General features: G+C 59.2%; 18 protein-coding genes and 1 tRNA gene. 15 read left to right on the top strand and 4 right to left on the bottom strand.

Annotated elements, in window-relative coordinates; translation table 11 throughout:
* The first annotated feature begins 423 nt into the window (after window positions 1-423).
* The 4 genes from dnaG (at window position 424) to FBY01_RS25020 (ending at window position 8281) form a co-directional block, all read left to right on the top strand.
* Entirely contained in the window at window positions 424-2403 is a 1980-nt protein-coding gene (dnaG, locus tag FBY01_RS25035) for a DNA primase (protein ID WP_010467152.1), read from the top strand.
* 67 nt (window positions 2404-2470) lie between these two features.
* A complete protein-coding gene (gene rpoD, locus FBY01_RS25030) occupies window positions 2471-4321 on the top strand; it encodes an RNA polymerase sigma factor RpoD (RefSeq protein WP_077747306.1) in 1851 nt (616 codons plus the stop codon).
* Between the two features lie 121 nt (window positions 4322-4442).
* Complete coding sequence (locus tag FBY01_RS25025; protein WP_145309956.1) at window positions 4443-8189, top strand: EAL domain-containing protein; 3747 nt, start codon at window positions 4443-4445, stop codon at window positions 8187-8189.
* Window positions 8190-8204: 15 nt separating this feature from the next.
* Window positions 8205-8281, top strand: a tRNA-Ile gene (locus FBY01_RS25020).
* A 631-nt stretch (window positions 8282-8912) separates the two neighbouring features.
* Here FBY01_RS25020 and FBY01_RS25010 read toward each other — a convergent pair.
* Complete coding sequence (locus FBY01_RS25010; RefSeq protein WP_109635340.1) at window positions 8913-9107, bottom strand: hypothetical protein; 195 nt, start codon at window positions 9105-9107, stop codon at window positions 8913-8915.
* A 451-nt stretch (window positions 9108-9558) separates the two neighbouring features.
* Between FBY01_RS25010 and FBY01_RS25005 the strand changes: the two genes are divergently transcribed.
* Window positions 9559-9864, top strand: a complete 306-nt coding sequence (locus tag FBY01_RS25005; protein WP_145309954.1) for a DUF3077 domain-containing protein — start codon at window positions 9559-9561, stop codon at window positions 9862-9864.
* An 87-nt stretch (window positions 9865-9951) separates the two neighbouring features.
* Here FBY01_RS25005 and FBY01_RS25000 read toward each other — a convergent pair whose 3' ends face one another.
* Window positions 9952-10632: a peptidase M41 gene (locus tag FBY01_RS25000; RefSeq protein WP_145309952.1), complete on the bottom strand. Its 681-nt coding sequence runs from the start codon at window positions 10630-10632 to the stop codon at window positions 9952-9954.
* Between the two features lie 182 nt (window positions 10633-10814).
* Between FBY01_RS25000 and FBY01_RS24995 the strand changes: the two genes are divergently transcribed.
* The 10 genes from FBY01_RS24995 (at window position 10815) to FBY01_RS24950 (ending at window position 21755) form a co-directional block, all read left to right on the top strand.
* Window positions 10815-11276 carry an Lrp/AsnC family transcriptional regulator gene (locus FBY01_RS24995; protein WP_109635345.1) on the top strand — a complete coding sequence of 154 codons (462 nt, stop codon included), beginning with the start codon at window positions 10815-10817 and terminating at the stop codon, window positions 11274-11276.
* A 205-nt stretch (window positions 11277-11481) separates the two neighbouring features.
* Window positions 11482-13164: an NAD(P)/FAD-dependent oxidoreductase gene (locus tag FBY01_RS24990; RefSeq protein WP_010467144.1), complete on the top strand. Its 1683-nt coding sequence runs from the start codon at window positions 11482-11484 to the stop codon at window positions 13162-13164.
* Between the two features lie 12 nt (window positions 13165-13176).
* Window positions 13177-13971: a carbon-nitrogen hydrolase family protein gene (locus tag FBY01_RS24985; protein ID WP_010467143.1), complete on the top strand. Its 795-nt coding sequence runs from the start codon at window positions 13177-13179 to the stop codon at window positions 13969-13971.
* A 48-nt stretch (window positions 13972-14019) separates the two neighbouring features.
* A complete protein-coding gene (gene pqqF, locus FBY01_RS24980) occupies window positions 14020-16446 on the top strand; it encodes a pyrroloquinoline quinone biosynthesis protein PqqF (RefSeq protein ID WP_145309950.1) in 2427 nt (808 codons plus the stop codon).
* Window positions 16447-16601: 155 nt separating this feature from the next.
* A complete protein-coding gene (pqqA, locus tag FBY01_RS24975; protein WP_009045898.1) occupies window positions 16602-16676 on the top strand; it encodes a pyrroloquinoline quinone precursor peptide PqqA in 75 nt (24 codons plus the stop codon).
* Between the two features lie 76 nt (window positions 16677-16752).
* Window positions 16753-17664 carry a pyrroloquinoline quinone biosynthesis protein PqqB gene (pqqB, locus tag FBY01_RS24970; protein ID WP_010467139.1) on the top strand — a complete coding sequence of 304 codons (912 nt, stop codon included), beginning with the start codon at window positions 16753-16755 and terminating at the stop codon, window positions 17662-17664.
* Between the two features lie 127 nt (window positions 17665-17791).
* Window positions 17792-18544, top strand: a complete 753-nt coding sequence (pqqC, locus tag FBY01_RS24965) for a pyrroloquinoline-quinone synthase PqqC (RefSeq protein ID WP_010467138.1) — start codon at window positions 17792-17794, stop codon at window positions 18542-18544.
* Window positions 18541-18816, top strand: a complete 276-nt coding sequence (gene pqqD, locus FBY01_RS24960) for a pyrroloquinoline quinone biosynthesis peptide chaperone PqqD (protein ID WP_010467137.1) — start codon at window positions 18541-18543, stop codon at window positions 18814-18816. Before pqqC ends, pqqD begins: the two co-directional genes overlap by 4 nt.
* Before the next feature lie 4 nt (window positions 18817-18820).
* Window positions 18821-19963 (top strand): pyrroloquinoline quinone biosynthesis protein PqqE, encoded by a 1143-nt coding sequence (gene pqqE, locus FBY01_RS24955; protein ID WP_167362294.1) that lies wholly within the window; start codon window positions 18821-18823, stop codon window positions 19961-19963.
* The gene (locus FBY01_RS24950) at window positions 19929-21755 is read left to right on the top strand and encodes a S9 family peptidase (RefSeq protein ID WP_145309948.1); all 1827 of its coding nucleotides are present in this window, start codon (window positions 19929-19931) and stop codon (window positions 21753-21755) included. The genes pqqE and FBY01_RS24950 overlap by 35 nt, the downstream gene beginning before the upstream one ends.
* A gap of 105 nt (window positions 21756-21860) precedes the next feature.
* Here FBY01_RS24950 and FBY01_RS24945 read toward each other — a convergent pair whose 3' ends face one another.
* Both FBY01_RS24945 and FBY01_RS24940 read right to left on the bottom strand, forming a co-directional pair.
* On the bottom strand, window positions 21861-22019 hold the full coding sequence (locus tag FBY01_RS24945) for a YqaE/Pmp3 family membrane protein (RefSeq protein WP_007904205.1): 159 nt from the start codon (window positions 22017-22019) through the stop codon (window positions 21861-21863).
* A gap of 204 nt (window positions 22020-22223) precedes the next feature.
* The gene (locus FBY01_RS24940) at window positions 22224-23465 is read right to left on the bottom strand and encodes an aspartate aminotransferase family protein (RefSeq protein ID WP_145309946.1); all 1242 of its coding nucleotides are present in this window, start codon (window positions 23463-23465) and stop codon (window positions 22224-22226) included.
* Window positions 23466-23603: the final 138 nt, after the last annotated feature.

The following is a 23603-nucleotide window of genomic DNA, read 5'->3' as shown; positions in this document are numbered from 1 at the left end:
TTGCGGAAAACGCTTGATGCTTCACCGTCAAAGCCGCAGACGCGACCGAGACAAACCTGCTTCGCAGCGTCAGACCTGGCTTTTTTGCCAGCGGTGCACGTCTTTTCTGACGAGCCTTCCAAGGCTACTGACGAGCACACCCACTGATTCCTCTTACGACGATCAGCCCAAGGCACCTTCTTGCGTGCCCGCTTATGAGCTATCCGAGGCCCTCGACTGGCCGCAGCGGATTTCAGCGAAATACTTTCGTATAGTCGAATACTGATTGGTACTAACGTCAGTGGATTTTCGGCAGATACACTTCCCGACAGCGATTACGCAGACGACACCGGTCGAGCCGCACATTTTGCGCGCCTCAAACAACGACCTGCGTTCGGCCGCTCATCGTTTTGGGTCCATTTCAGCGCAGATGACGAGAACGCCATGGCCGGGCTAATTCCCCAGAGCTTCATTGACGACCTTCTGAACCGCACCGACATCGTCGATGTGGTCAGCTCGCGCCTGCAAATGAAAAAGGCCGGTAAAAACTACACCGCCTGCTGCCCTTTTCATAAAGAAAAAACCCCGTCCTTCAGCGTCAGCCCCGACAAGCAGTTCTATTACTGCTTCGGCTGCGGCGCGGGCGGCAACGCCCTCGGCTTCATGATGGACCACGACAACCTGGATTTCGTCCAGGCTGTCGAAGAACTGGCCAAAGCCGCGGGCATGGAAATCCCCCGCGAAGAAAGCGGTCGGCCGCACAAACCGCGGCAACCGACTGATTCGCCGCTTTACCCGCTGCTGACTGCAGCCGCCGACTTCTACCGGCAAGCCCTGAAAAGCCATCCATCGCGCAAAGCGGCTGTGGATTATTTGAAAGGTCGTGGGCTGACCGGCGAAATCGCCCGGGACTTCGGCCTCGGCTTCGCGCCGCCCGGTTGGGACAATCTGTTCAAGCACTTGAGCAGCGACACCCTGCAACAAAAAGCCATGGTCGACGCCGGCCTGCTGATCGAGAACGCCGAAACCGGCAAACGCTATGACCGCTTTCGCGATCGCGTGATGTTCCCGATCCGCGACAGCCGCGGACGCATCATTGCTTTCGGCGGCAGGGTATTGGGCGACGACAAGCCGAAATACCTGAACTCACCGGAAACCCCCGTATTCCATAAAGGCCAGGAACTCTACGGCCTTTATGAAGCACGCAAGAACAACCGCAACCTCGACGAAATCATCGTCGTCGAAGGCTACATGGACGTCATTGCCCTCGCCCAACAAGGCTTGCGCAATGCCGTCGCGACCCTGGGCACCGCCACCAGCGAAGAACACTTGAAGCGGCTGTTTCGCGTCGTGCCTAACGTGCTTTTTTGCTTCGACGGCGACCAGGCCGGCCGCAACGCTGCGTGGCGCGCACTGGAAGCTGCCCTGCCGTGCCTGCAAGACGGGCGGCGCGCGCGCTTTCTGTTCCTGCCCGAAGGTGAAGACCCCGACACGCTGGTCCGCTCCGAAGGCACTGACGCTTTCCGCGCGCGAATCAACCAGCACGCCCAACCGTTAGCGGATTATTTCTTTCAGCAACTGACCGAGGAATCGGACCCGCGCTCGCTCGAAGGCAAGGCCCACATGGCCACCCTCGCCGCGCCGCTGATCGACAAGGTCCCTGGCGCCAACCTGCGCATCTTGATGCGTCAGCGCCTGACCGAAATTACCGGCCTCAGCGGTGAAGCCGTGAGCCAACTGGTTCAAAGCGCACCTCAAGATGCGCCGCCGGCATACGACCCGGGCGTCGATTACGACGCCATGCCGGATTACAGCGACTACCATCAGCCGCAGGCACAAGAGATGTATGTGCCGCAGCAGGAATGGACGCCGAAGAAACCCGGAGCGGGCGGCAAGAAGTGGGACAAGAAGCCCTGGGACAAAAACGGCAAGCGAGGCGGTGATCGCGATCAACCTAGCGCCCCGCGCACACCGATTGCTGTGGAAGCCCCAACCCTGATCGCACTTCGCACGCTCATTCATCACCCCGATCTGGCTAGCAAGGTCGAAACCGCCAACCACTTCGCCAATGAGAGCAATACCTACGCTCAGTTGCTGGTAGCGCTGATCGAGGCCGTGCAAAAAAATCCTAAGCTAAACTCTATTCAGTTGATGGCCCGCTGGCACGGGACTGAACAGGGGCGTCTGCTCAAGGCTTTGGCGGAAAAGGAATGGCTGATTGACGGCGACAACCTTGAACAACAGTTTTTAGACACCATTACTAGGCTATCGGCAAGTCAACACACGGATAGCCTGGAAGTACTTATCAGGAAAGCAAGGCAGCCAGGATTGACCGCGGAGGAAGCAAATCAGATCGCAAATCAGATGCGCGACCTATTAAAACGCAATATGGCTGTATCAACCCCGACCTCAACTGGCGCGTGAGGTCATAGCTCAGGTATAATCCTCGGCTTGTTTTTTGCCCGCCAAGACCTTCAGTGGATAGGGTGTTATGTCCGGAAAAGCGCAACAGCAGTCTCGTATCAAAGAGTTGATCACACTTGGTCGTGAGCAGGGTTACCTGACTTACGCGGAGGTCAACGACCACCTGCCGGAGGATATTTCAGATCCGGAACAGGTGGAAGACATCATCCGCATGATTAACGACATGGGGATCAACGTATTCGAGGTTGCGCCAGATAAGGATTCCCTTATGCTGGCCGACGCCGATACTGACGAAGCCGCGGCCGAAGAGGCAGCAGCAGCGTTGGCAGCGGTCGAGACCGACATTGGTCGTACCACCGACCCAGTGCGCATGTACATGCGCGAAATGGGTACGGTAGAGCTCCTCACTCGTGAAGGCGAAATCGAAATCGCCAAACGTATTGAAGAGGGTATCCGTGAAGTGATGGGCGCAATCGCGCACTTCCCTGGTACGGTTGACCACATTCTCTCCGAGTACACTCGCGTTACCACCGAAGGTGGCCGCCTATCCGACGTCCTGAGCGGTTATATCGACCCGGACGACGGCATTGCGCCGCCTGCTGCCGAAGTGCCGCCGCCTGTCGATCCGAAAGCCGTTAAAGCGGACGACGATACCGACGACGAAGAAGCTGAAGCCAGCACCGACGACGAAGAAGAAGCCGAAAGCGGTCCGGATCCGGTCATCGCAGCACAGCGTTTTGGCGCTGTCTCCGATCAGATGGAAATCACCCGCAAGGCGCTGAAAAAGCACGGTCGTGGCAACAAGCTGGCAATCGCCGAGCTGGTGCTGCTGGCTGAGTTGTTCATGCCGATCAAACTGGTTCCGAAGCAATTCGAAGGCCTGGTCGAGCGTGTTCGCAGTGCCCTGGATCGCCTGCGTCAGCAAGAGCGCGCGATCATGCAACTTTGCGTTCGTGATGCCCGCATGCCGCGTGCCGACTTCCTGCGCCAGTTCCCGGGCAACGAAGTTGACGAAAGCTGGACCGATGCACTGGCCAAAGGCAAAAGCAAATACGCTGAAGCCATTGGTCGCCTGCAACCGGACATCATTCGTTGCCAGCAAAAGCTGACCGCGCTGCAAACCGAAACCGGTTTGACGATCGCCGAGATCAAGGACATCAACCGTCGCATGTCGATCGGTGAGGCCAAGGCCCGCCGCGCGAAGAAAGAGATGGTTGAAGCGAACTTGCGTCTGGTGATCTCCATCGCCAAGAAGTACACCAACCGTGGCCTGCAATTCCTCGATCTGATCCAGGAAGGCAACATCGGTTTGATGAAAGCGGTAGACAAGTTCGAATACCGCCGCGGCTACAAATTCTCGACTTATGCCACCTGGTGGATCCGTCAGGCAATCACTCGCTCGATCGCCGACCAGGCCCGCACCATCCGTATTCCGGTGCACATGATCGAGACGATCAACAAGCTCAACCGCATTTCCCGGCAGATGTTGCAGGAAATGGGTCGCGAACCGACCCCGGAAGAGCTGGGCGAACGCATGGAAATGCCTGAGGACAAGATCCGCAAGGTATTGAAGATCGCTAAAGAGCCGATCTCCATGGAAACCCCGATCGGTGATGACGAAGACTCCCATCTGGGTGACTTCATCGAAGACTCGACCATGCAGTCGCCAATCGATGTCGCCACTGTTGAGAGCCTTAAAGAAGCGACTCGCGAAGTGCTGTCCGGCCTCACTGCCCGTGAAGCCAAGGTTCTGCGCATGCGCTTCGGTATCGACATGAATACCGACCACACCCTTGAGGAGGTTGGTAAGCAGTTCGACGTGACCCGTGAACGGATTCGTCAGATCGAAGCCAAGGCGCTGCGCAAGCTGCGCCACCCGACGAGAAGCGAGCATTTGCGCTCCTTCCTCGACGAGTGATCACAGAACCCCCGGCCCAGGCCGGGGGTTTTGCTTTCTACAGATAAAATCCCCCGTACCTCCCCCCCGCCGAATTGCCCGTCTACACTCGAAACATTCCCCGAGCCATAACGAGACCGTTATGCCCAGACTGCCGACCGTGCTTTTTTTGCTGTCGCTGATGACCTGGACCGCAACGGCTGGCGCGCTGACTCTGACCGACGAAGAACGTAGCTGGCTGGCGGCTCACCCGGACTTGCGCCTGGGTGTCGACGCGTCCTGGCCGCCGTTCGAATTTCGTGACGACCAGGGCCGCTATCAGGGCCTGGCGGCTGACTACATCAACGTGATCCGTCAACGGCTGGCCGTCAAACTGACGCCCATCGAACCGATCAGCTGGACCGAAGTCCTGCAACAGGCCAAGCAAGGCAAGCTGGACGTCTTGCCGGGCATCATGTCGACCCCGGAGCGCCAGTCGTACCTGTCATTCACTCGTCCCTACCTGGACTTTCCGATTGTCATCCTCGCCCATGTCGGAGGCCCCCAACCGCGCAAGCTCGAAGATCTCTACGGGCTGAAGATCGCTGTGGTGGAAAACTATGCGCCCCATGAGCTGTTGCGCACGCACCACCCCGACCTGAATCTGGTGGCGATGCCCAATGTCAGCTCAGCCTTGCAGGCGTTGGCCACCGATGAAGTGGATGCGGTCGTGGGCGATCTCGCCTCCAGCGTCTGGAGCCTGCGTCAGCTCAAGCTCGACGGCTTGTATGTCAGCGGCGAAACGCCCTATCGCTATCAATTGGCGATGGCAGTGCCCCCCGACAACAAGATACTGGTCGGGATTCTGGACAAAGTCCTGGCGGACATGACTTCAAGTGAAATCAGCGCCATTCAGGAACACTGGGTGGGCAATGTACTGGATCACCGAACCTTCTGGTCCGACTTGCTGGTTTACGGCCTGCCCGGATTGCTGTTTCTGATGATCACGCTGGCCGTGGTCATCCGGATTAACCGCCGGTTGAGTTCGGAAATCGCCCGGCGGGTCGACCTCGAACAAGAGCTGCGCAGCAGTGAATACCATTACCGCGGGCTGGTGGAGAGCCTTTCCGCAATTGCCTGGGAAGCACGGATCAGCGATTTCACCTACAGCTACGTGTCTCCGCATGCCGAAGAACTGCTCGGCTATCCCCTGTCCCATTGGCTCATTCCGGGGTTCTGGCGCAACATCATCCACCCTGCGGACCTGACCCGGGCCCAGACATTCTGCGATCACGAAGTGCTGGCCGGGCGCGATCATAGCGTCGATTACCGCGTTATCACCGCCGACGGGCGCTGCCTGTGGGTGCGCGATATCGTCAGTCTTATCGAGCATGGCCATGAGCCGGTTATGCGCGGATTGATGATCGACATCAGCGACGCCAAGCGCACGGAAGAAGCGTTGAGACTCTCCGAGCAAAAATTCGCCTCCGTGTTTCAGCAATGCCCGGACATCCTGGTGATTGCGCGGCTGTCCGACGGCTGCCTGCTCGAAGTCAACAACGCGTTCGAAGAACAAATTGGTCTCAAGGCCGAAGATGTCATTGGCCAGACCGCCACCGACCTCAACATCTGGGGCATCCCCGGCGTCGGGCCGGGCCTGCTGCAGCGCCTGCAAGCCGGCAGCATCCGCAACCTGGAGATGCCTTTTCGACGCAGCAATGGCCAGGTGTTTACCGGTCTGATTTCCGCCGAGCCCTTCGACCTCGATACGACCCCTGCGCTGGTCGTCGTGGTGCGCGATATCAGTCAGCTCAAGGAAACCCAGCAGCAACTGCAAACCTCCGAAGAAAAATTCGCCAAGGCCTTCCACGCCTCACCGGACGGCTTGTTGCTGTCGCGGCAGAGCGACGGGTTGCTAATGGAGGTCAACGAGGGTTTCAGCCGCATCACAGGCTTCAACAGCGCGATGTCCGTGGATCGCTCAGCCCTGGAGCTGGGGATCTGGGTTAATCTCAATGAACGCAAACAGATGCTCGACTTGCTGCACCGGGATGGCTTCGTCCGCGACTTCAGTTGCCACATCCGCCGCAGTGACGGGCAGATCCGCCTTTGCGAGGTTTCAAGCCGTCCGCTGCCGATCGGCGACGAAGACTGCATGCTGACCATCGCCCGGGACATCACCGAGCGGCACCTGATGCAGGAGAAACTGCAACAGGCCGCCACAGTGTTCGAGAGCACCGCCGAGGGCGTGTTGATCACCGACACCCAACAGCACATCAGCGCGGTCAACCGAGCGTTCACCGAGATCACCGGTTACAGCGAGAGCGAAGCACTCGGCCACACCCCTCGCTTGCTCGCCTCGGGGCTTCACGACAGCGCGTTCTATGCGGCGATGTGGCATCAGCTGACGGACGAAGGTCACTGGCAAGGCGAGATTTCCAACCGACGCAAGAATGGCGAGCTCTACCCGAGCTGGCTGACCATCAGCGCCGTGCGTAACCGGGAAAAATTCATCACCCACTTCGTGGCGGTGTTCGCGGACATTTCCAGCCTCAAACACGCGCAGGCCAAACTCGACTACCAGGCGCACCACGATCCGCTGACCGGCCTGCCAAACCGCACGCTGTTCGAGAGCCGACTGCTGACAGCACTCAATACCCAACAGGAAAACGGTGGCCAGGGCGCGGTGCTGTTCCTCGACCTGGATCGCTTTAAACACATCAACGACAGCCTTGGCCATCCGGTGGGCGACCTGCTGCTCAAAGGCATTGCCGTGCGCCTCAAAGAGCAGCTGCGCGACATCGATACCGTCGCGCGCCTGGGGGGCGACGAATTCATCATCCTGCTGCCCGGCCTGCAACAATCCAGCGATGCCGACAACATTGCCACCAAACTGCTCAATTGCTTCGCCGCCCCTTTTCAGGCCGGCGAGCACGAGTTTTTCATCAGCGCCAGCATCGGCACCAGCCTGTACCCCAAGGATGGCTGCGATGTCGCCACGCTGGTCAAAAACGCCGATGCGGCGATGTATCGCTCCAAGGCCAAGGGCCGCAACCGGGTGGAAAGCTACACCCGCGACCTCACCGCCCAGGCCAGCGAACGCGTGGCGCTGGAACATGAATTGCGCCGCGCCATCGAGCGCAATGAGCTGTTTCTCTATTACCAACCGAAAATCAGCCTCGCCGACCATCGACTGGTCGGCGCCGAAGCGCTCATCCGCTGGCAACATCCGACCTTCGGCTCGGTACCGCCGGAACACTTCATTCCCTTGGCGGAAGAAAACGGCATGATCCTGCAAATCGGCGACTGGGTGCTGGAGACAGCCTGCCGACAGATGAACGAGTGGAATCAGGTCTACGAGTGCCTCGGCCCCCTCTCGGTCAATCTCGCAGGTGCTCAATTGCGTCAGCCGAACCTGCTCGGACGGATCGAGCAACTGCTCAAAGACAACGGCCTGGCGCCCGGTTTACTGCAACTGGAAATTACCGAAAACTTCATCATGAGCCAGGCCGAAGAAGCGCTGGCAGTGCTGCACCAACTCAAACACCTGGGCGTGCAATTGGCCATCGACGACTTCGGGACCGGCTACTCGTCACTGAGCTACCTCAAGCGCCTGCCACTGGACATCCTCAAGATCGACCAGTCCTTCGTCCGCGGCCTGCCTGACGATCCCCACGATGCAGCCATTGTTCGCGCCATCATTGCCTTGGGCCGCAGCATGCAATTCACCGTCATTGCGGAGGGCGTCGAGACCCTCGCACAGCAACAATTCCTCGCCGAAGAAGGCTGCGAACAGATCCAGGGCTACATCGTCAGCCTGCCGCTTCCCCCCGACGAATTCGCCGCGACGTTTCTTCGTATAGCCGTATCGGATTTTTCGGATAGCACAGCCGAGAAACCATCGCTATAATCCGCGGCCTACTGAGGGCCTATAGCTCAGTTGGTTAGAGCAGAGGACTCATAATCCTTTGGTCCACGGTTCAAATCCGTGTGGGCCCACCAAACAAGAAAGCCGCGCTGATGCGCGGCTTTCTTTTGATTTAACGAATCACGTCAATAGTGCTATCGAAGCGACTGACCGGATGAGATTGAGCGCTTCCCAGCGGCGAAAGCCGTAACTGCGCAACGCGGTTCGCAAGTGGTGTCCGGATCTGCTTTACCAAATCGAAGAAGACGCCTATGGCGTCTTTTTTCGTTTCTGCCCTAGCAATACAGCCCTGCTCATAATCCTTTGGTCCACGATTCCTCCGTGTGGACCCACCAAACACGAAAGCCGCGCAAATGCGCGGCTTTTTTCTGCGACTAACGTTTGGCCTAAGAGATCAGACCAGCCGAACCACCAAGGCAACAGCAACAATAGTCACGAGCGCCAGCGCGGCACCGAGTCCAAACGGCAGTAGGATTGCTCGGGTCGCGATGGGGGATGGGCTACGCATGTCTTCGGCCAAGGCGGCCACGTCACGGTGTAACTGTTCAATGCTGGCTTGAATCGTAGGAGGTGTGGACATACTGCGTCTTCCTGCAGGGATCACGAGTCACGCCTAATGCGCTAACCCTTGTTAGATAAGGTGGGCTGCTAAGCGGTAAAACTCAAGCACCTCAGATCATTGGTCGCTTCCGTGTGTTAGCGATTTTAAAGCTTGGACCACAATCCGACGGCGGCGACAACGGCGGTCACTAGACCGGCGCCTACTGCGAACGGATACCAAAAAGCCTCCTGCCTAAGCTTGCTTTCTTCCGCCATAAACTTGCGGGTTTCAGCAATGAATCTCCGGATTTCGACTTGAAGCTTATCGAGCTCCAGATTTTTGCGGTCATTTTGTAGCATCAGTCATCCTGTCGGGGCTCGGGTCGCGTCCTGTGCGCTGCTCCGCGGGGGGACATGCGTTTTTTCCTGTCTGCCGTCTAGGTTATATTTTGCGCTGACGTGAGGTTATCGGATGACGTCTGCCAAGGTTGTAGGCAAACTCCGAGAATTGCGTAATGGGTGCGTTTGGGCACTTTGCCGCCTTGTTGGCGTTCTCTTCGACGGGATACTCTCCGGACGTCGCTGCAAATGCAGCGATCGGGTGTGGTAACCCGGCTAGACAAAGTGCAGCAGTGCTCCCATCACGGTTTCATGTGTTTTTACACCTGTAATCCTGAGTTATGGCGGCTGTGCGTGGGAGACCTTCGGGTCTGCCGGTTTCTTTGCTCTCCCGGTTTACCACCCTGCGTACAGCTGCCACCCATTCGTGTGGTAACGAATGCGGCAGCTCCTCGTTTTAAGGAGCGAAACAATGAGCAAAACCAATTCGTCTGCACCGTCAGACCTGAAAACCATCGGTTTCACCCCACTCATCTACTGCTCGGATCAGGCGTTGTTTAACGTCCGCGCCGGCGTCCCCATCGTTGATGCATTGTCACAAGCCTCCGATCTGCTGTTCCTCGCCAAATCATTTGCCGAGGACGCAGCCTACGCAAGAGACACTGACCGCCACGCTTGGGCCGCGCACTATCTGACGGCGATGGGTAAGGCGGTGATTGATGATGTGGTGAAGGTGCTTACACCAAGGCCTCCCCGGACAGCGACGGAGTCCGAGTAATAGCGCGGCTTTTCCCGTTGTAAGGCGCCCCGATTATTCGGGGCTTCCGAATCGTAATCGGGCGTGCATTGCGCGCCTGCAATGTCGTTATTTCTTGAATGGATCGGCATTACTGCAGCTGCCAGCCCCAACGCCCAAGGCCGGAATCGCCCGCACCACCCCCATCAGCTCAAGCCCCTCCCTCGTCAACACGCCCTCATACGTATCCGCCGCCCTGCCCCATTGCTCCACGATACTCATGCCATCCACCAACGCCTCGCCCAACCCAATAATCGTATCGGCCAACTGCTCAACGATTGTTTGAGTCCGTAACCACAGGCGATCCGTAATCTCTTTCAGCTCGGCGGTTACGCGATCAGGCGAAGCCGGATCCGTATCGGGGTAGGTGATGTTGCGCAGCAAGTGCCGTAACTCCCTGATTTTTGCGTAGTCCTGTTCTGCCCCAAGTTCTCCCTTCAGGATGGCGGTCGCTTTCGGCCGATCGACATGTTTGCCGAGTGAACGTTTTGAGGTTAATGACTGCGCCATAGCGCCGGCAAAGAGGACCATCATCCGGGCTTCCAGATGCTCCTTCATGGCTTCAATCGACGAAACTGAACGCGCCAAGGTAATGGAGGCGCCCGCTTGATGCCTCAAGTCCATGGTGACCGTCACACTCACGCCGCCCGTTTCAAACCCCAGGGCCCGGGCAACGACATAGTGACCCATTTCGTGATTGGCAATCTGCACTGCGCGATCCCGTACAGCGGGAGGCATCTTCTTCGTCATTGTGGTCACCTCGCATCCCTCGATTTCGCATTCGACTACGACTGACTCTGTGTGTCCATCCTATGGACCAGATGCCCGGCCAAAGCCCGCCATGGCACGGCACCGAAACCAGATCCCACCTCCGCTTCACCAGCCGTGCTGTAACATGCCAAGCCACTGATTTGTGTTGCCGGAGACGACCCTTGCCTGACACCCGCCCACCCGTTCTTGACGAAATCGACCGCCAACTGATCGCGGCCTTGCAGATCAACGCCCGTGAAAGCGTGGCCATGCTCGCTCGCCAGTTGGGAATCGCACGGACCACGGTGACTTCTCGTCTGGCACGGCTGGAAAAGGCAAAAGTCATCACCGGTTACGGCGTGCGTTTGGGCCAACGGGTGGTGGATGGCGGCTTGCAGGCGTATGTCGGGATCACGGTGCAACCGCGCTCGGGCAAGGAAGTGCTGCGCCGGCTCAGTGCCATGGCCCAGGTGCAGCAGTTGTGTGCGGTGAGTGGCGAATTTGACTACGTGGCGTGGTTGCGCACGGAATCGCCGGAGCAGCTGGATCAGTTGCTGGATCAGATTGGCAGTGTGGATGGGGTGGAGAAGACGACGACGTCGATCATCTTGAGCAGCAAGATTGATCGGGGGCAGCCGGTTTGATTTGCAGCGTCTTGAGGGCCTCATCGCGAGCAGGCTCGCTCCCACATTGGTCAGTGTGTAGTAGTTTTTCGTCATAGTGACCAAAAAATTATCAAAACGACGACACATTGCGTCTTATTAACGTGTTCTACGCTCTCTAGAATGGCTGCCATCTTTTCCTATACTCAGATGCGCATTCCGCGTCGGGTCGCCAGTAAGGTCAGTCATGAACAAGAACAATCGCCATCCTGCAGACGGTAAAAAACCAGTCACCATTTTCGGCCCGGACTTTCCTTTCGGCTTTGACGACTGGATCGAACACCCGGCCGGCCTGGGCAGCATTCCGGCACACAATCATGGTGCCGAAGTGGCGATTGTTGGCGCAGGTATCGCCGGTCTGGTGGCAGCTTATGAGTTGATGAAACTGGGCCTCAAACCCGTCGTCTACGAAGCTTCGAAAATGGGTGGCCGTCTGCGTTCCCAAGCGTTCAACGGGACCGATGGCATCGTCGCCGAACTGGGCGGCATGCGCTTTCCGGTGTCGTCCACGGCGTTTTACCACTATGTCGACAAGCTCGGTCTCGAGACCAAACCCTTTCCCAATCCGCTGACGCCAGCCTCTGGCAGCACCGTGATCGACCTGGAAGGCAAAACCCATTACGCACAGAAACTGGCAGATCTTCCTGCACTATTCCAGGAAGTGGCTGACGCTTGGGCAGATGCACTGGAGGCTGGCTCGCAGTTCGCCGATATCCAGCAAGCGATCCGCGACCGCGATGTGCCACGCCTCAAAGAGCTGTGGAACACCCTGGTTCCGCTGTGGGATGACCGAACCTTCTACGACTTCGTCGCTACCTCCGAAGCCTTCGCCAAGCTCTCATTCCATCACCGCGAAGTGTTCGGCCAGGTCGGTTTCGGTACCGGCGGCTGGGACTCGGACTTCCCGAACTCGATGCTGGAAATCTTCCGCGTCGTGATGACCAACTGCGACGATCACCAACATCTGGTCGTCGGCGGCGTCGAACAAGTGCCGCAAGGCATCTGGCGTCATGTGCCGGAACGTTGCGTGCACTGGCCCGAAGGCACCAGCCTCAAGTCGCTGCACAGAGGCGCGCCACGCTCCGGGGTTAAAAAAATCGCTCATGCCCCGGACGGCCGTTTTGCGGTCACCGATAACAACGGCGACACCCGCGAATACGCGGCGGTACTGACCACCTGCCAGAGCTGGCTGCTGACCACCCAGATCGAATGCGACGAAACCCTGTTCTCGCAAAAGATGTGGATGGCCCTCGACCGCACCCGCTACATGCAATCGTCGAAAACCTTTGTGATGGTCGACCGGCCATTCTGGAAGGACAAAGATCCGGAAACCGGCCGCGACCTGATGAGCATGACCCTCACCGATCGCCTGACCCGCGGCACCTACCTCTTCGACAACGGCGACGACAAGCCGGGGGTGATTTGCCTGTCGTACTCGTGGATGAGCGACGCACTGAAAATGCTGCCGCACCCGGTGGAAAAACGCGTGAAGCTGGCGTTGGACGCATTGAAAAAGATCTACCCGAAAGTCGACATTGCCGCGCGCATCATCGGCGATCCGATCACCGTGTCATGGGAAGCCGACCCGCACTTCCTCGGCGCTTTCAAAGGCGCCCTGCCCGGCCACTACCGCTACAACCAGCGGATGTATGCGCACTTCATGCAGGACGACATGCCGGCCGAGCAACGCGGGATCTTCATCGCGGGCGACGACGTTTCATGGACGCCGGCGTGGGTGGAAGGCGCGGTGCAGACCTCGCTCAACGCGGTCTGGGGCATCATGAAACACTTCGGCGGTGAAACTCACGCCGAGAACCCGGGTCCAGGGGATGTGTTCAACGAGATCGGTCCGATCGCCCTGCCCGAGTAAAAGGAGTTCCAAATGCGCGTAGCCCTTTACCAATGTCCACCGCTGCCCCTGGATGTCGCAGGCAATCTGCAACGCCTGCATCAACTGGCGCTGGAGGCCAAGGGCGCTGACTTGCTGGTGCTGCCGGAGATGTTCCTGACCGGCTACAACATCGGCATCGATGCCGTCAGCGTGCTGGCGGAGGTGCACAACGGTGAATCGGCGCAGCAGATCGCGCGCATTGCCAAGACCGCCGGGATTGCCATTTTGTATGGCTATCCCGAGCGCACCGAGGACGGGCAGATCTACAACGCCGTGCAGTTGATCGACGCCAACGGCGAGCGCCTGTGCAACTACCGCAAGACTCACCTGTTCGGCGACCTCGATCACTCGATGTTCAGCGCCGGGCAGGATGATTTCCCCTTGGTGGAACTCAACGGCTGGAAGCTCGGCTTTTTGATCTGTTACGACCTGGAGTTCCCGGAAAACGCCCGTCGCCTGGCCTTGGCCGGTGCCGAGTTGATCCTGGTGCCGACGGCGAACATGGTTCCCTTTGACTTCGTTGCCGATGTCACCGTCCGCGCCCGCGCCTTCGAAAACCAGTGTTATGTGGCATATGCCAACTATTGCGGGCAGGAAGGTGAAATCAACTATTGCGGCCAGAGCAGCATCGCTGCACCGGATGGCAGCCGCATCGCCCAGGCGGGCCTGGATGAAGCACTGATTGTCGGTGAGCTGGATCGTCAGTTAATGGTCGAATCCCGTGCCGCCAATCGCTACTTGGTCGATCGCCGTCCTGAGCTTTACGGCGACCTTAACAAGCGCTGATCCATCGTAATCCGCTAGCATTAGCGCTTCTCTGTCCTGGAAGTGCTCATGCCTGCGCTGAATCACCCTCGCCCCCACACTGAAACCCTGGCCAACGGCTTGCGGGTGACGCTGCGTCATGCTCCCGATTTGAAGCGCTGCGCCGCGGCGTTGCGGGTTTTCGCAGGCAGTCATGACGTGCCGCTGGCATGGCCCGGCCTCGCGCACTTTCTCGAGCATTTGTTGTTTCTGGGGACGGAGCGCTTTCCCGCAGGGCAAGGGCTGATGGCCTACGTGCAAGGTCATGGCGGCCAGGTCAATGCGCGCACCAGCGAACGCACCACCGACTTCTTTTTCGAACTGCCGCCTCAGGCGTTTAGCGGTGGGCTGGAGCGTCTGTCAGACATGCTCGCTCATCCGCGTATGAATCTGGACGATCAGCGGCGGGAACGGGAAGTGCTGCACGCCGAATTTGTCGCCTGGTCCCGGGATGCCACGGCTCAACAGCAGTTCGCGCTGTTTGACGGTCTGTCGACGGCTCACCCGCTACGGGCGTTTCATGCGGGCAACCGTTACAGCCTGCCGGTGCCGCAGCCGGAGTTTCAGCAAGCGTTGAGGGATTTCTATCAGCGGTTTTATCGGACCGGACAGATGACGTTGAGCCTGGCCGGACCGCAGAGTCTCGATGAGTTGAGGGCAATGGCTCAGCACTTTGGCGATCTTCTCGCCGTAGGGGAGAGGGTTGCGCAAGAAGCACCTGCACCGCTGATGGACTCTTCCGACAAAAGTTATCAACAGGCTGGCGAACGCCGGCTCGATCTACTGTTCGCGTTCGAAGCGTTGCCCGACTCATCCCGCGAGGCATTAGCGTTCCTGTGCCATTGGCTGAACGCCGCTAAACCTGGCGGTCTGCTGGCTGAATTGCGCGAGCAAGGGCTGGCGGACAGCCTGAAAGCCGCGCCGTTGTATCAGTTCGCCGGCCAAGCCTTGCTGCACATTGAATTCACCACAACTGAACCGGGGAACGCGATCCGCGAACGGCTTGTGGATTGGCTGGGCTTTTTTGCCTCTCGCCAGAACTGGACCGAGTTGCGTCAAGAGTACGCCGCCCTGCTCGACCGTCAGCAACACGTCAGCGGTGCCCTGCAACTGGCGCGACTGGACAGTGAGCAGCTTGAAGCCGGTTTATCCGAACAAGGCGTCATAGCACTCAAGGACATCCTGAAAAAAATCGGCGCTGTGGATAACTTCTCCGGCGAATGGCAATTGCCAACGCCAAACCCGTTTTTACGCACAGAAGCACCAGCGACCAATGCCGGACTGATTCGCGGCCAGACCAGCAAACACCGCGGCCTGCGGACGTTTGCCCAGGATCGCTCGCGCAGCCGTCGCGAAAACTCGCCGATGCAATTCAGTCAGGCGTTGCCGGATAACACGGATGAGGGCGCGATTTATCTGCGCTGGCGACTGCTGGCCAAACCTCATCCCCGTGTTCAATCGAACCTGGAAAATCGCCTGCAACCCTTGCGTGAAGATGCCCGCCAGGCGGGGGTCGACTTTTCCTTCAGTGCATCAGGCAATGAATGGCTGCTGAAGATGACAGGCCTGCAGGAGCCCATGCCGACCGTCCTCGAACATGTGCTGAAAGAGCTGACAAAACCCGATGTCGGTTTCCCACAGGAAGAACCGCCAAGCATGCCGTTGATACCGATCAGACAGCTGCTGAAAATGCTTCCCGAGCATTCACTTGAGCGCACCGCTGAAAGTGATGACGTGCAGCAGCTCTGGGCGAGCGCACGCTGGCAAGGTCTGGCGATGGGCCTGTCGGCGCAGACGCAAGCAGCGATGGGCCTGGCATTTAGCCGCGTGCCCGGTGCTGCGGACGATCAGCCGTCGCCGCCCGCCTCGATAAACGCGCTGCATCTGTGGAGCACGCTCGACACCGGTTCCAGCGAACACGCGCTATTGCTGTTTTGCCCGCCAGCCACGCAAGACATCACCGACGAAGCCGCTTGGCGTTTGCTCGCTCACCTGTGCCAGACGCCGTTCTATCAGCGCCTGCGGGTTGAACTGCAATTGGGTTATGCCGTGTTCAGCGGCCTGCGTCAGTTCCATGGGCAGACCGGGCTGCTGTTCGGCGTTCAATCACCGAGCGTTGCCCCTCAGGATCTGCTGAAACACATAGAGCGCTTCTTGAACGAAATGCCCGCATTGATTGAAGGCGTCGATGATGCGACCTTCATTGCCCAGCGCCAGGCCTTGGCCGACCAATTCCACGCCACCGCACTGCCCCACGCTCAGGCGGCCGAACTGCTCTGGCAGGGCAAACTGGCGGGCCACTCGTCGGATTATCTGGAGCGATTGCCTGAAGCGATCCTGCTGATCGACCGCAACGCATTGAATGAAGCAGCCCGGCGACTGAATCAGGCCGAAGGTGGCTGGCGCTGTCTGGCCAGCAGCGCCTGCGCGACAGCACCTTGGCAAGCGGCAAAATGATCATTACCGACGCTGCAATTAGCTTTCTCAAAGATTCGCGGCCAATCGCTCTGTAATTTTGAGTAACATAGCCACCTAACTATCTGAACATCTCCGACTGGAGGTGGACTATATGTATAGGTCTCAACTGTCTCATCACCTGAAGGAGCGCTCCCATGTCCTGGTCCAAACCTGCTTACACCGACCTGCGTATCGGCTTTGAAGTCACCATGTACTTTGCAAGCCGCTAAGGTCTGCCGTTGTAATGATGTGCAACGCCTCGGTTTACCGGGGCGTTTTTATTTTCAGCGTTGAAATGGAGCGCCCATGTTTGTCCAGATTCTAGGTTCCGCCGCCGGCGGCGGTTTCCCCCAGTGGAACTGCAACTGCGTGAACTGCGCCGGTTTTCGCAACGGCAGCCTGAACGCCAAGGCGCGTACCCAGTCGTCCATCGCGATTTCCGATGACGGCGTGAACTGGATCCTGTGCAACGCTTCGCCGGACATCCGCGTCCAGTTGCAAGGCTTCACCCCGCTGCAACCGGGCCGCGCCCTGCGCGATACCGGCATCAGCGCAATCATCCTGATGGACAGCCAGATCGATCACACCACCGGTCTGCTCAGCCTGCGCGAAGGTTGCCCGCACCAGGTCTGGTGCACCGACATGGTCCATGAAGACTTGAGCACCGGTTTCCCCCTGTTCACCATGCTCAAGCATTGGAATGGCGGGCTGAACTGGAACCGCATTGAACTCGACCGCAGCTTTACCATCCCGGCCTGCCCAAGCCTGCTCTTCACCCCGCTGCCCCTGCGCAGCGCAGCGCCGCCCTACTCGCCGCACCGCTTCGACCCGCACCCGGGCGACAACATTGGCCTGATCGTCGAAGACCTGAACACCGGCGGCAAACTGTTCTACGCGCCGGGCCTGGGTAAAGTCGATGCGCCGCTGCTGGACATCATGGCCGCCAGCGATTGCCTGCTGGTGGACGGCACGATGTGGGATGACGACGAAATGCAGCGCCGTGGCGTCGGCACGCGCACTGGACGGGAGATGGGCCATCTGGCGCAAAATGGCCCCGGCGGCATGCTCGAAGTGCTGGAACAGTTGCCCAAGCAGCGCAAAGTGCTTATCCACATCAACAACACCAATCCGATTCTCGACGAAGATTCGCCGGAGCGTGCCGAGTTGGCTCGGCGCAAGGTTGAAGTGGCGTATGACGGCATGAGTATTGTGTTGTAGCGGATAGCCTCTTCGCGGGCAAGCCTCGCTCCTACAGTGATCGCGTGCCCCTGTAGGAGCGAGGCTTGCCCGCGAAGGCGTCGGACCAGACACCAGAGAATCCACCGGTCATCCCCGGAGAACCGCAATGACTGACACCCCAATGTCCCCCGCCGAATTCGAAGCAGCCTTGCGCGCCAAGGGCGCCTATTACCACATCTATCACCCGTACCACGTGGCGATGTATGAAGGCCGGGCGACCCGCGAGCAGATCCAGGGTTGGGTCGCCAATCGCTTCTATTATCAGGTGAACATCCCCCTGAAGGACGCTGCGATCCTCGCCAACTGCCCGGATCGCGAGATCCGTCGCGAGTGGATTCAGCGTCTGCTCGACCATGACGGCGCCCCCGGCGAAGACGGCGGCATCGAAGCGTGGCTGCGTCTGGGCCAGGCCGTCGGGCTCGACCCGGATCAGCTGCGCTCGCAGGAACTGGTCTTGCCGGGCGTACGTTTCGCCGTGGACGCCTACGTAAACTTCGCCCGCCGGGCCAGTTGGCAGGAAGCCGCCAGCAGCTCGCTGACCGAGTTGTTCGCGCCGCAGATCCACCAATCGCGCCTCGACAGCTGGCCGCAGCATTACCCGTGGATCGACCCGACGGGCTACGAGTATTTCCGCACCCGTCTCGGCCAGGCACGCCGTGACGTGGAACACGGTCTGGCGATCACTTTGCAGCACTACACGACGCGTGAAGGCCAAGAGCGCATGCTGCAAATTCTCCAGTTCAAACTGGACATCCTTTGGAGCATGCTCGATGCCATGAGCATGGCCTACGAACTGAACCGCCCGCCGTATCACAGCGTGACCGACCAGCGGGTCTGGCATAAAGGAATCACCTTATGAGTTTCGATCGCAGCAAGACCCCAACGTGGCGTCAGGGCTACCGCTATCAGTACGAACCGGCGCAGAAAGGCCATGTCCTGCTGTACCCGGAAGGCATGATCAAACTCAACGACAGCGCTGCGCTGATTGGCGGTTTGATTGATGGCCAGCGTGACGTAGCGGCGATCATCGCCGAACTGGACGCGAAGTTCCCCGACGTGCCCGAGCTCGCTGAGGACATCGAGCAGTTCATGGAGGTTGCCCGTGCTCAGCACTGGATCGAACTTGCCTGATTCCGTGTCAGGCACGTTACCGCCAAAACCTGAAATCGGCCTGCCGCTGTGGCTGCTGGCCGAGCTGACGTACCGCTGTCCGCTGCAATGTCCGTACTGCTCCAACCCGCTGGACTTCGCCGAACAAGGCAAAGAACTGAGCACCGAGCAGTGGATCAAAGTGTTCCGCGAAGCCCGGGAAATGGGTGCCGCACAGCTGGGCTTTTCCGGCGGTGAGCCGCTGGTGCGCCAGGACCTTGCCGAGTTGATCGCCGAGGCGCGCAAGTTGGGTTTCTACACCAACCTCATCACGTCCGGAATTGGCCTCACCGAGCAGAAAATCAGCGACTTCAAGAAAGCCGGCCTTGATCACATCCAGATCAGTTTCCAGGCCAGCGACGAACAAGTGAATAACTTGTTGGCGGGTTCGAAAAAGGCCTTCGCGCAGAAGCTGGAAATGGCTCGTGCGGTGAAAGCCCACGGCTACCCGATGGTGCTGAACTTCGTGACCCATCGGCACAACATCGACAAGATCGACCGGATCATCGAGCTGTGCATCGCCCTTGAAGCGGACTTTGTCGAACTCGCCACCTGCCAGTTTTACGGTTGGGCACAGCTCAATCGGGTCGGCCTGTTGCCGACCAAAGAGCAATTGGTTCGCGCCGAACGCATCACCAATGAATACCGCGCCAAACTGGAAGCCGAAGGTCATCCGTGCAAGCTGATTTTCGTCACGCCGGACTACTACGAAGAACGCCCGAAAGCCTGCATGAACGGCTGGGGCAGCATTTTTCTTACAGTCACGCCGGACGGAACCGCACTGCCGTGTCACGGTGCCCGACAGATGCCGGTGCAATTTCCGAACGTGCGCGATCACAGCATGCAGCACATCTGGTACGACTCGTTCGGCTTCAACCGCTTCCGTGGTTACGACTGGATGCCCGAGCCATGCCGCTCCTGCGACGAGAAAGAAAAAGACTTCGGCGGCTGCCGCTGCCAGGCGTTCATGCTCACGGGTGACGCCAGCAATGCCGACCCGGTGTGCAGCAAGTCGGAGCATCATGGCGTGATTCTCAAGGCCCGCGAAGAAGCCGAACACGCGACCCAGACCATCGAACAACTGGCCTTTCGCAATGAACGAAACTCACGCCTCATCGCTAAAAGCTGAACCCTTCAGCGCTTCCCGGGCCGTCGCAGCCGGTATCGACTTCGCCGAGCTGTTAGTCGGCCAGCATGGCCTGTTCTGGAACGAATACCGTCCCGAAGATGCCGCCTGCAGGATCTGGCATTGGCGCGACGGCCAGGCCCGTTGCCTGACGTCGGCAGGATTCAGCGTGCGCAGTCGGGTGTACGAATATGGCGGTGGCGCGTTTTGTCTGACGGATGACGGGATTGTTTTCGTCAACGAAGCAGACCAGCAACTCTATCGGCAATCGCTGGCGGGCGAGACGCCTGAGGTGCTGACCTCCGGGGAATGCCGTTACGGCGATCTGCAGTTTGCCAACGGACAGATTTTGGCGGTTGAAGAAAACCGGGACCGGCATCGTCTGGTGGCGATTGATGTGGCTGACGGCCAGCGTCATCTGCTGGCCGAAGGCGCCGATTTCTATGCCGCGCCGACGCTGAGCCCGGACTCGCAACGATTGGCGTGGATTGAATGGAGCCGCCCGGATCAGCCATGGACCGCCACTCGCTTGATGGTTGCCGAGCGCCAGAATGATGGGGGCTTCGCTCAACCGCGTTGTGTGGCGGGCGATGGTGCGCAGGAGTCACTGCAACAACCGCGTTTCGACAGCGACGGCCACCTGTTTTGCCTGACGGATCGCGGCGGCTACTGGCAGCCTTGGGCGGAATCCGCAGACGGCCTGAGCCTGCTGCCGAGTGCCGCCGCTGACCATGGGCCGGCACCGTGGCAGCTGGGGGGCAGCACCTGGTTGCCGCTGGGCGAAAGCCGCTACTTGGCCAGCTGGACCGAAGGCGGGTTCGGCAAACTGGGAATCTGCGGTGACGCCGCTGAAGATTTCACCGGTGATTACAGCCGTTTTCGTCATCTCGCACTGGATGAGCAATTCATCTATTGCATCGCGGCATCGCCGGTCAGTTCGTCGGCGGTGATCGCAATCGAGCGCGATACCCGCCAGGTCAAAATCATCGCCGGCGGGATCGCACCGTTGCCCGCCGAGCGCATCAGCGTCCCGCGAACCTTGCGCTACCCGAGCGGTTCGGGCGAGGCCCACGGCTTCTTCTATCCGCCGATGACCGGCGAGGCGAAACCGCCGCTGGTGGTCTTCATCCACGGCGGCCCGACCTCGGCCTGCTACCCGATGCTTGATCCACGCATTCAGTACTGGGCGCAACGCGGCTTCGCCGTGGCCGATCTCAACTACCGCGGCAGCAGTGGCTATGGCCGGGCGTATCGCCAGGCGCTGCATTTGAGTTGGGGTGACGTGGATGTCGAAGATGCCTGCGCGGTGGTCGCTTATCTTGCCGATCGCGGCTTGATCGACGGCGACAAGGCGTTTATTCGCGGCGGCAGTGCTGGCGGTTACACCACGCTGTGTGCGTTGGCCTTTCACAACGTCTTCCGCGCAGGCGCCAGCCTTTACGGTGTCAGCGATCCCGTGGCATTGGGCCGCGCGACCCACAAGTTCGAAGGCGATTATCTGGATTGGCTGATTGGCGATCCGGTTGAGGATGCCGAACGATACGCCGCGCGTACTCCGCTGCTGCATGCGAACAACATCAGTGTTCCGATGATTTTCTTTCAGGGCGAACTGGACGCCGTGGTGGTGCCGCAACAGACCCGCGACATGGTCAAGGCGCTACAAGACAACGGCATTCTGGTTGAAGCGCATTACTACGCGGACGAACGGCATGGCTTTCGCAAGGCGGGGAACCAGGCCCATGCGCTGGAGCAGGAGTGGTTGTTTTATCGGCGGGTGATCGAACTCGCAAGCTGAAACCGCGTCGCGCCCTTCGCGGGCAAGCTTCGCTCCTACAGGTACGGTGTTATCCCGTAGGAGCGAGGCTTGCCCGCGAAAGCGATCTATCTGACGCCGCAGAACTCAGCGCTTGGCGATGATGTACACCGCATGCACGATCCCCGGAATGTAACCGCACAACGTCAGCAAAATATTCAGCCAGAAAGCGCCGGCGAAACCGACTTGTAGAAACACGCCCAGTGGTGGCAACAGAATGGCAATGATGATGCGAATGAAATCCATGGGGCAGCTCCTGATGTGAAGTGAACTCGTGTGAGCCCTACTGCTAATCGACACGCGCCGTTCGTCAGGGTTCAGTAGGAACCTGGCGCAATAGCGAAACCTCATGAATCGCAGGCAAAAAAACGCCCCACGCGAAAGAATCAAACGTGGGGCGATGCGTTATTACCGCGAGACGGTTCTGGAATTAGTGCGGGAAAAGTCTGATCAGACCGCAATCCCCTTGCGGCACTGCAGTTGTGCGGTGCGTACGCGGGAAAAGGCGCGGGACAGGCGCAGGATCATTTCGTCGATGTTGGCGTTGCTGACCGTGAGCGCCGGGGTAAAGCGCAGGCAATCGGGTTGTGGGGCGTTGAGCACCAAGCCTTCGGACAACGCGGCTTTGACCACGGCTTCAGCGGAATCGTCGGACAGGGTCAGTCCCCAGAGCAGCCCTTGCCCGCGCAACTCGCCGTGACCATAGCGATAGGACAAACGACTCAAGGCTTCGCGCAGGTGCTGACCGGTTTCAACCACATGATCGAGAAAAACCTTGTCCTGAATCGTGTTCAACACCGCAAGACCGGCAGCGGTCATCAGCGCATTGCCATGATGAGCGCCCGACAGGTCGCCCACCTCGAAACAACAGGCCTTGCCCCGCGCCAACAACGCAGCCAATGGCACGCCACCGCCAAGCCCTTCGCCGAGGACGACGATATCTGCCTGAACACCGTGGACCTGTTCGGCAAGCAACGTGCCGCAGCGACCAAGGCCGGTGTGCACGTCGTCGAGGATCAACAAAATGCCCAGCTCCCGACACAGGCGTTCGACACCCTTGAGGTAATGCGCGGTGGCCGGAATCACCCCGGCTTCGTTTTGGATCGGTTCGAGCAGGATGGCCACGGTCCGGGCATCGACCGCCGCGTGCATCGCCGCCAGATCATTGAAGGGAACGGGGTGAAAGTCCGACGGTGAAATCGTCCCGGGACTATGGCCATGGCAGCCGTTGCTGGCCACGATGATCCGTGAGGCCCCGCTGCGATGCAGTCGACCCCATTGACGAGCCAGTTGAATCGCGGCCTCACGGGCTTCGGCGCCGCTGTTGAGCAGGTACGCCTGATCACTGCAGGTGCTATTGCAGAGCCGCTCGGCAAGGTTGAGCATGCCGCGGTTATGCAGTGCGAAACCCGGGTTGATCAGCGATTGAGCCTGTTCTGATATCGCATTGACCAGCACCGAAGGGCTGTGGCCCAGGCTGTTGGCGCCGCCACCCTGCGAGAAATCCAGGTAAGCGCGGTCATCGCTGTCCCACAGCCAGGAGCCTTGGCCGCGGACAAAAATCTGCTTCGGCCGCTCGACACTGGGCATCAGGCACTCGCGGGAAAGGTTGTCGCGTCTGGACGCTTGGGGAGTGTCTACGACCAAGTCGTCGAGGCTCGGTGGAGTGCGACGCAAGTTGAACAGATTCATCCGCAAAAGCCTCGCTTGAGGTTTTTTGTCTTACCTATGTAAACACCATCAACGTAAACGGTATTCATCGTGCGCTCTGGCCCTGTAAGCCTTGTGAATGCGGTTAGACTAGGCCCAGACAAGGCGTTGAGCCATTTC

Origin of the sequence: Pseudomonas sp. SJZ077 (genome assembly GCF_007993905.1) — a bacterium.
GTDB classification, from domain to species: Bacteria; Pseudomonadota; Gammaproteobacteria; order Pseudomonadales; family Pseudomonadaceae; genus Aquipseudomonas; species Aquipseudomonas mandelii.
This window is presented reverse-complemented; position numbering and strand designations above follow the sequence as displayed.

Bases quoted from the DNA above. Each gene is read 5' to 3' on its own strand.
- dnaG (WP_010467152.1), top strand. From the start codon at position 424: ATGGCCGGGCTAATTCCCCAGAGCTTCATTGACGACCTTCTGAACCGC.
- rpoD (WP_077747306.1), top strand. From the start codon at position 2,471: ATGTCCGGAAAAGCGCAACAGCAGTCTCGTATCAAAGAGTTGATCACA.
- FBY01_RS25025 (WP_145309956.1), top strand. From the start codon at position 4,443: ATGCCCAGACTGCCGACCGTGCTTTTTTTGCTGTCGCTGATGACCTGG.
- FBY01_RS25010 (WP_109635340.1), bottom strand. From the start codon at position 9,107: ATGCTACAAAATGACCGCAAAAATCTGGAGCTCGATAAGCTTCAAGTC.
- FBY01_RS25005 (WP_145309954.1), top strand. From the start codon at position 9,559: ATGAGCAAAACCAATTCGTCTGCACCGTCAGACCTGAAAACCATCGGT.
- FBY01_RS25000 (WP_145309952.1), bottom strand. From the start codon at position 10,632: ATGACGAAGAAGATGCCTCCCGCTGTACGGGATCGCGCAGTGCAGATT.
- FBY01_RS24990 (WP_010467144.1), top strand. From the start codon at position 11,482: ATGAACAAGAACAATCGCCATCCTGCAGACGGTAAAAAACCAGTCACC.
- FBY01_RS24985 (WP_010467143.1), top strand. From the start codon at position 13,177: ATGCGCGTAGCCCTTTACCAATGTCCACCGCTGCCCCTGGATGTCGCA.
- pqqF (WP_145309950.1), top strand. From the start codon at position 14,020: ATGCCTGCGCTGAATCACCCTCGCCCCCACACTGAAACCCTGGCCAAC.
- pqqB (WP_010467139.1), top strand. From the start codon at position 16,753: ATGTTTGTCCAGATTCTAGGTTCCGCCGCCGGCGGCGGTTTCCCCCAG.
- pqqC (WP_010467138.1), top strand. From the start codon at position 17,792: ATGACTGACACCCCAATGTCCCCCGCCGAATTCGAAGCAGCCTTGCGC.
- pqqD (WP_010467137.1), top strand. From the start codon at position 18,541: ATGAGTTTCGATCGCAGCAAGACCCCAACGTGGCGTCAGGGCTACCGC.
- FBY01_RS24950 (WP_145309948.1), top strand. From the start codon at position 19,929: ATGAACGAAACTCACGCCTCATCGCTAAAAGCTGAACCCTTCAGCGCT.
- FBY01_RS24945 (WP_007904205.1), bottom strand. From the start codon at position 22,019: ATGGATTTCATTCGCATCATCATTGCCATTCTGTTGCCACCACTGGGC.
- FBY01_RS24940 (WP_145309946.1), bottom strand. From the start codon at position 23,465: ATGAATCTGTTCAACTTGCGTCGCACTCCACCGAGCCTCGACGACTTG.